The sequence below is a fragment of the Corynebacterium gottingense genome, from assembly GCF_007559235.1.
Classification (GTDB): domain Bacteria; phylum Actinomycetota; class Actinomycetes; order Mycobacteriales; family Mycobacteriaceae; genus Corynebacterium; species Corynebacterium gottingense.
The window spans coordinates 1-4,236 of the sequence record NZ_VMHH01000022.1 but is presented as its reverse complement, the minus strand read 5'-3'; the positions used below and the strand labels follow the sequence as shown (position 1 = coordinate 4,236).

General features: G+C 60.4%; 1 pseudogene. It reads left to right on the top strand.

The annotated features are described in order from the left end of the window. Window positions 1–79: 79 nt before the first annotated feature. Window positions 80–4,236 (top strand): annotated as a pseudogene (locus FPH17_RS11985) (hypothetical protein); the annotation flags it as partial.

Genomic DNA, 4,236 nt, shown 5'->3' with positions numbered 1-4,236 from the left:
CTGTCAGTGTGAAGATCCGTGTTCAGGAGATCTCCAGGCTGCTTCGAATATCTCCGTCAAGTTTTTAAGGATTGAGCCGTTGCAAAACGCACATCTTAAGAAGCGCGTCATGGCCGCGCTTATCTCCGGTGTCCTCGCCACCGGTACCACTGCCGTCATTGCTACCAACGCGTCTGCAGACCAGCTGGTCGTTGACGCATACCAGAAGATGGACGAGGCGCAGCTGCAGGAGCTGATCGCCGAGCAGAAGAAGCTCGCCCAGATCCACACTGGGTACGACAACAGCACCCAGACCCTGCCTACTGAGTATGGTCCGGGCTGGTGCATCGACTGGGGTATTAACAACCCGTGGAACAACGAGGTCGGCGGCTACGACGTACGTAAGCTCACCGGTACCTCCGGCCGCGTCGGAGATGGCATGGCCATCGACGAGAACGTCCGTATCGCCGCGATTAACCTGACCAAGTCCATGCTCGCGGACTACGACAAGTACATGAACGGCGATACCTCGGTGCTGCCCATGCTGGAGAAGAAGAACACCTTCCTGCAGGCACTCCTGGCCAACAACCTCGGCGTGCTCAACAACGTTCGCGGCAACATCCAGCAGCAGGATTCCACGCTGTTCTACAGCCTTACCGGTTTCAGCATCGTGCACCAGAACCTTCCGGCTGGAAACCCCAACCACGAGGCCAACTACGTCCTCAACCCGGACGAGAAAAAGCTGGCGCAGATCAAGCAGACTGTCAAGCCGGGCGAGTTCGTCACGGTGCTGGTTCCCAAGAACTACAACCTGAACCTGGACCCGAAGGCGTCCAAGACCTTCCAGCGAATCATCACGATTCACCAGCCGGGTCTTGACATCTACCCGGACAAGCCGGACTACAACTTCGAGACCGAGGTCGAGGAAACCACGACCCCGCGCTCGACCGTCACCACCACGGTGAACGAGCCGGATCACGAGGCCACCACGACCGTCCCGGGCGGCAACCCGTACACCACCACGGTGACCGAGACCGCTCCGGCAACCGTGACCACCGAGCGCCGCAGCCGCGAGCCGATCACCTCCACGGTGACCACCACTCGCCCGGAGCGCGTCACCACCGTGACCAACACCAAGCCGGTCGAGACCGAGGTTGTCAAGACCACCGAGAACGGCACCCCGGTCACCAAGACCGTGAAAAAGACGCCGGAGCCGGAGATCGTCACCGAGACGATCCCGTCCACGGTCGCCACCGAGACCCAGACCATCACCGAGGAGACCGTCACCAAGACGGTCCCGGCACAGCCGGTCACCAAGACCTCCGTGGTCACCCCGGTCTCCACCGTGAAGACCACGGTTCCGGGCCGTACCGGCGAGGTCGTCACCACCGTCACCGGCAAGCCGACCACCGTTACCAAGACCATCAGCCAGAACGACCACTACTACACCGAGAAGGTGTACGAGAAGGTCCGCGAGGTCTACGAGTACTACCAGTTCGCTGGCTTCACCAAGGAAGAGCAGTCCAAGGTCATCGACCTGGACAAGCGCATCAAGGATTCCTGGACCTTCGAGGTCACCGAGGGCTCCGAGTACGTCATCGTCGAGCGGAACGAGGACGGCAAGCTCGTTGTCACCCCGCGCCCGGGCTTCAAGGGCGAGGGCAAGGTCACCATCGTCGTGACCGACTCCGACGGCAACGAGCACGTCTACCGCCTGACCATCAACAACACCGTCAACGTAGATGAGTCCACCCACGTCAAGGTGAACAACTTCTTCTACAACATCAACACCGGTGGCAACGGCGATCGCTTCAAGCTCATCAACATCGACGAGGGCGAGACGCACAAGACCGTCAAGGGCGGCGACATCGCCGTCGTGAAGGACGACGGTCAGGGCCACCTCAAGGTCACCCCGAAGGACGGTGTGACCAAGGGCGAGGTCATCGTCGAGATCACCGACAAGCAGGGCAATACCCGCGAGAACGTGATCACGATCGAGAACAAGGAGTCGCAGTACAACGTCTCCCGCGAGATCCTGAACACCTCCGTGGGCTTCGTTGAGCACCGCGGCGGCAAGGCAGAGATCACCGAGGGCAAGGACGTCATCACCGTCGAAGAGGCCGAGGTCAACGGCGACAAGGTCTGGAAGATTGTCCCGAAGGACGGCGTCACCGAGGGCGAGGCGCACGTTGTCTTCACCGACGAAGAGGGCATTGAGTACAACTTCGACTTCAAGGTTGTCCCGGATCCGAACGGTGGCCCGAAGGTCATCGAGCACGACATCAACTTCGACGGCAACGTCGACGTTCAGCGCAAGGACGGTTACGAGGCCAAGGTCGTTGAAGGCGAGGATCTCGTCGATCTCACCGAGACCGACAAGACCTGGACCGTCACCCCGAAGCAGGACAACGATGATCTGCGTACCAAGGGTGGCAAGGCTGTTGTGCACGTCAAGGACGCGAACGGCCAGCTCGTGGGCGTTGTCACGATTAACATCAAGCCGCAGTCGTTCGAGGTTCCGACGGAGCCCGCAACTCGCGAGCGAGAGATCGTTGACCGCGCAACTGCGAACTTCCACCTTGGTGCGCAGGATAGCGGCCACTGGTTCAAGGTCGAAGCGCTTGACGGCAGCTCGCTGAGCGACCTCCTTCAGAACCCGGAGGACTACGACGGCAAGAAGCTGGAAGAGGATCTGGAGCTCCACTTCAAGCCGGGCGCAGACGGCAAGTTTAAAGTCACCGAGTTCCTCGATTACGGCGAGGACCAGGTCGATGAAAACGCTATCCCGCTCGTTGAGTACACCTACACCGTGAAGCCGTACCAGCCGCGTGAGGCTGAGTACACCATCACCTCTGAGAACGAAATCGACCTGCAGGGCACCAAGCTCAGCGTCGTCGAGGGTGAGGACCTGCTCGAGTCCGTTCCGACTGACGGCGAGTCCAAGATCAAGATCACCCCGAAGGGTGACGCTGATGGCGACGTCGTTATCGAGAACAAGACCGAAGACGGCTACGTCTTCGAGCGCTATACGCTGCACATCACTCCGGGCCGCGGCGCCAACAAGGGCGAGGTCACCGAGAAGAACATGACCTGGACCGGTACGGCGCGTATCAGCAAGGACGAGGGCGACACCTACAAGATCGTCTCCGCCAAGGACGCTGAGGGCAACGATGTCGACGGCAACGACCTCGTCCGCGTGAAGGAAGAGAACGGCCAGTTCGTTGTCTCCGGCCGCGCTGGTAAGACCGGTGTCGTCACCATCACCGTGAGCGACAAGCGTGGCGTTTACGCCACCTACAAGCTCAACATCGGTGAGGCTGAGGGCGCGCGCGTCTACAACTACCAGATCTCCACCAACTCGGAGTTCCGCGCAACCCTGGTTGAGAAGTCCAACAAGTTCGTCGTCATCGACGGCGAGGACTACTTCGAGAACCCGACCAACGACGGCAACCAGTGGATCGCCAAGCCGAAGGCAAGCGCTGCGGGCAAGACTGCCACGATCGAGGAGTGGGACGCTGACGGCAACGTCATCAACACCTACAACCTCAAGATCGTCGAGGGTAAGTCCACCGGCAGCCGCGAGGTCCGCGACTACATCGTCATGGGCTCCACCAAGACCGACAAGCCGATGGCCAAGGGCAACACCTTCAAGGTCGTCTCGGGCACCGAGTTCGTGGATGCGAAGTCGAACAACGACGGCACCTTCTCCGTGACCCCGAAGTCCGGCACCGAGGGCAAGACCGTCGTCACCGAGGAGTACGACAAGGACGGCAACGTCGTCCGCAAGATCACCTCCCTGATCGTCCCGTCCGGCTCCAAGGTTGAAAACGGCGCCATCCTGGGCGAGAACAAGGACCTCGGCGTCAAGATCGATCGCGATGAGAAGACCGGCAAGGTCACCATCAAGTTCGAGAAGGAGGACGGCTCCATCGCTGTCCTCGAGGGTGCCGAGCTGGTCGATCAGGAGACGGATAAGGACGGCAACGTCGTCCTGACCCCGAAGAACCCGAACGGCAACAACAAGGTCATCTTCATTCCGCTGGCTGGCGGCGTCCAGGGCAAGAAGCCCATGGAGGTCGACGTCCAGGTCAACGTTGACGCCGACGCAGGTGCCAACGGTGGCAACGGCAAGGGTGATGTGAATGTTGGGTCGTCTGATCCGAAGTGTATTGCTTCGTTGGTTGGTTTGGCTTCGCCGTTGTTGCTGCTGATCCCGTTGGGTGTGCTGTCTCAGGTGAACATTCCGGGTCTTGAGGG